Genomic DNA, 3,436 nt, shown 5'->3' with positions numbered 1-3,436 from the left:
AAAAAATGTTATATTAAAAAAAGCAATTCATCCCATACCCTAAAGGGTAGGGCTTTCTTGCTGAAAAAACTTGTAAATCACAATTTCCTTTTAAAAAATCTCCTATTTTTCTCATTTAAAAATGTCCTCCAATTTTTCTACTGCTTCTTCAAGTTTTTCAGAAGGCACATGCACATAAATATCTGATGTTGTTTGAATAGATGAGTGTCCTAATAATTCCTGAATGATTTTTAAATCAACTCCTAGCTGATACAGATAAGAGCTGAAAGTGTGTCTTAATTTATGAATTGTTAAATTGGGCATTCCAAACACTTCTTTAACTTTTTGGATTTGTTTATAAAGTGACTGATATATAACTTTTTCACCTCTTTTAGTAACAAAAATATATTGTGTTTCATAAACTTTATCACCTACCCATTTTCTGATAAAAGGCACATATTTGATTGCTTTTCTATATTTATGCAAATACCAGTTTAAAAGTCTATCTGCTTGTCTTATTAATGGAATAATTCTAACTTTACTTCCTTTACCTACTACTCTTAAATATTTTTTGTGATTTTTTTCTATTAAATCACTAAAAGTGAGCTCAATGCATTCACTAACACGTAAGCCAGTAAGAGGTATAAATAATAACATAGTGCGGTAGGGTTCATTACATACAACAGCAACAACTCTTACATAATCCTTAAATTTACTCATTGGCAAATATATTGTTTCAGTTTTTTCAATAGGAGCTGTTTTAAAAGGTTCCGTTGGTTTAATTTCTAAAGGATCTATAATACCCTGCTCATGTGCCCATTTAAAAAACACTCTTAAACTTGTAAGTTTACGATTATAAGTGTTATTTTTCACAAGGTTATATCTTAAATTTAATAAATATTCCCTCACATCATCTTGAGTAACCTGTTCTGGCTCTTTTTGAACAAAATTAAAAAATTCTTTTAAATCATAAACTCTAGCTTTAATTGTCCATGGGCTTATTTGTTTACCTCTTAACCGAAAATTATTAGCTTGGTCTCTGATAAATCTTTCAATAAGTATGGCTATCTTCTTATCCATGATTTTAACCTTTTAATTATGATTTCGTAGGCACATAGCCTTTAATCCATAATGGTCTATAGCCTCTAATTATTATTCTATCACTTTTAAAATTAGGCAAAAGAGAACAAAGAGCTATTAAAAAAGGACTAAAATAAAAAACTATAGGGTCTATTTTTTCATAAAAAATCTCTCCTGCTGCTTCAAAAGTTATATATCTTTCTTTTTTAAGTGGATGAATTTCATAATAAAAACTACTACCCCTTTTTAAGAAATCTATTTTTAAAAAGAGATAAAAAGCCATTGGCAAATATGACTTATAAATCTGATAACATGAAGCATATAAGCTATCAGATGTTTTTTGTGCAAGTTCTTTATTTACTACAAATATACCTAAAAAAGCGTCATATCTATGCAATTTAGTATTTAAGTAAACATCCAAACCATCCCTTACTAACCTATAATCACTTACAGCATGAAAACGTTGAAGTGTTTGAAAAAAATCAGTTAATTTTTTTATACCCATTCTGGCATATACCCCTCACCAAAAATAATTTTATCACTTTTAAAATTAGGCAAAAGAGAACAAAGAGCTATTAAAAAAGGACTAAAATAAAAAACTATAGGACTTATTCTTTCATAAAAAATCTTTTTTTCTTCAAAAGCTATATATCTTTGTCTTTTAAGTGAATAAGTTTCATAAAAAACAATATAATATTCAAAATATTTGCCTTCTTTAAAATAATCCATTTTTAAAAATAAATAAAAAGCCATTGGCAAATATGACCTATATGAATAAAATACATCATATTTCTTATATAAGTATTGTGAGCCAGTTTCACCTGCAAGTTCTTTATTCATTAAACCTATACTTAAATCAAGGCTATATATTTTATTTTCGGTTTTTAAATCAATTCTTAAAAGGTCAGCTATATAATCATAACTATCTACAGCGTCAAAACCTTCATCTCCTTTAAAAAGTCTAGTTAATTTTTTTATACCCATTCTGGTATATACCCCCTAAGAATAATTTTATCAGTTTTAAAATTGGGTAAAAGAGCACATAGGGATATTAAAAATGGATTGAAGTAAAAAACTATAGGATTTATTGTTTCATCAAATATTTTGTGCCCTTCAAAAAGTATATGTCTTCTTTTTTTTGGTAAAGCAATATGACATGCAAAATATTTACCTTCTTTAAAATAATCTATTTTCAAAAATAAATAAAAAATCATTGGTAAATATGACCTATATGAATAAAATACATCATATTTAGAATATAAGTGTTTTGAGTCATTTTTACCTGCAAGTTCTTTATTTATGAAACCTATAATTAAACCAAGACTATATATTTTATTTTCCGTTTTTAAATCAATTGCTAAAAAGTCATGCACATATATATAAGGATAAATATTAAAAACATCAAAAGCTTTTTCTCCTTTAAAAAATCTAGTCAATTTTTTCATAGCTGGCGCATGCCCCTAATAATAATTTTATCTTTTTCAAAATTAGGCAAAAGAGCACAAATAGCTATTAAAAAAGGGTTCAAATGAATAATTCTAGTGTTTATTTTTTCATAAAGCAAATATGGCATCAATGAACGAAAAATTATATATCTTTTTCTATAATTTAATTCCATATAAAAATCCTCACCTTTCTTTAAAAAATCTACTTTTAAAAAGAGATAAAAAAGCATGGGCATATAAAATCTATAAAATTGTGTATATTTTTCATATAACACCATCCAATCAGCTCTATAACAGATTTCTATATTCATAAGATTTATATCAAAAAAAAGACTATATCTAGAATTCAAACAAAGCTTTAAAATATCTTCCATTAAGGAGGTTACTGCAATAAAACGTGCTTCTCCCTTAAAAAAATCACTTAATTTTCTCATGTTAGCCCCTTCAATGCAACAAAAAAAGTCAATAAAAAAGTTATTTGTCCATTTTCAATCTCTATGTTAGGTATATAAGGAGACAAATAATAAAAAGTTATCTCTTTTTTCATATCCTTAAAATTGAATGTAAGCTTTGTATCCAAAAATACAGCAAAAGGGAAATGGCTAAAGAACATTATTTTTTCTCTAGGAACTGAAATTTCTGTTTTTGGCAATTTAAAATATTTCTCTTCAGCTTTTAATAAAAAAGGAATATCTATAGAAATTATGGAATCTTTAGAAGTTGTAGATATTAAGCGATAATCTGTTGCCACTTTAAGTCTTGTTCGTGCAATATACACATTTTTAATAAAAAAGGAATCTGTTATTTTTTTTAGATTGACTTCTGGCATTTTTTCTTTTAATATATCAACAAAAACATCTGGAGTCAATAAAGATGCAAAAGCCAAGCATTGTTAAGTGTTCAAAATGTGGTCGTTTTTTAGGTTATGAAGC

6 protein-coding genes are annotated in these 3,436 nt (G+C 26.5%); all 6 read right to left on the bottom strand.

The features are described 5' to 3' along the window. Nucleotides 1–111: 111 nt before the first annotated feature. From LWW95_11975 to LWW95_11950, 6 genes are read right to left on the bottom strand one after another with little or no spacing between them, the layout of a single operon-like run. On the bottom strand, nt 112–1,059 hold the full coding sequence (locus LWW95_11975) for a tyrosine-type recombinase/integrase (protein ID MDL1957745.1): 948 nt from the start codon (nt 1,057–1,059) through the stop codon (nt 112–114). 16 nt (nt 1,060–1,075) lie between these two features. Continuing rightward, complete coding sequence (locus LWW95_11970; GenBank protein ID MDL1957744.1) at nt 1,076–1,564, bottom strand: hypothetical protein; 489 nt, start codon at nt 1,562–1,564, stop codon at nt 1,076–1,078. Then, a complete protein-coding gene (locus tag LWW95_11965) occupies nt 1,555–2,043 on the bottom strand; it encodes a hypothetical protein (GenBank protein ID MDL1957743.1) in 489 nt (162 codons plus the stop codon). Before LWW95_11965 ends, LWW95_11970 begins: the two co-directional genes overlap by 10 nt. Next, entirely contained in the window at nt 2,034–2,504 is a 471-nt protein-coding gene (locus tag LWW95_11960; protein ID MDL1957742.1) for a hypothetical protein, read from the bottom strand. The genes LWW95_11965 and LWW95_11960 overlap by 10 nt, the downstream gene beginning before the upstream one ends. Further along, nucleotides 2,501–2,938 (bottom strand): hypothetical protein, encoded by a 438-nt coding sequence (locus tag LWW95_11955; GenBank protein ID MDL1957741.1) that lies wholly within the window; start codon nt 2,936–2,938, stop codon nt 2,501–2,503. Before LWW95_11955 ends, LWW95_11960 begins: the two co-directional genes overlap by 4 nt. Then, a complete protein-coding gene (locus LWW95_11950; protein MDL1957740.1) occupies nt 2,935–3,333 on the bottom strand; it encodes a hypothetical protein in 399 nt (132 codons plus the stop codon). The genes LWW95_11955 and LWW95_11950 overlap by 4 nt, the downstream gene beginning before the upstream one ends. Nucleotides 3,334–3,436 lie beyond the last annotated feature (103 nt).

It is taken from the genome of Candidatus Desulfofervidus auxilii (assembly GCA_030262725.1).
Classification (GTDB): Bacteria; Desulfobacterota; Desulfofervidia; order Desulfofervidales; family Desulfofervidaceae; genus JAJSZS01.
Note: the sequence above shows the minus strand (reverse complement) of the source record. Positions and strands in the feature narration are given on the sequence as shown.

Coding starts and splice junctions, on each gene's coding strand:
- LWW95_11975 (MDL1957745.1), bottom strand. CDS start 1,059: ATGGATAAGAAGATAGCCATACTTATTGAAAGATTTATCAGAGACCAA.
- LWW95_11970 (MDL1957744.1), bottom strand. CDS start 1,564: ATGGGTATAAAAAAATTAACTGATTTTTTTCAAACACTTCAACGTTTT.
- LWW95_11965 (MDL1957743.1), bottom strand. CDS start 2,043: ATGGGTATAAAAAAATTAACTAGACTTTTTAAAGGAGATGAAGGTTTT.
- LWW95_11960 (MDL1957742.1), bottom strand. CDS start 2,504: ATGAAAAAATTGACTAGATTTTTTAAAGGAGAAAAAGCTTTTGATGTT.
- LWW95_11955 (MDL1957741.1), bottom strand. CDS start 2,938: ATGAGAAAATTAAGTGATTTTTTTAAGGGAGAAGCACGTTTTATTGCA.
- LWW95_11950 (MDL1957740.1), bottom strand. CDS start 3,333: ATGCCAGAAGTCAATCTAAAAAAAATAACAGATTCCTTTTTTATTAAA.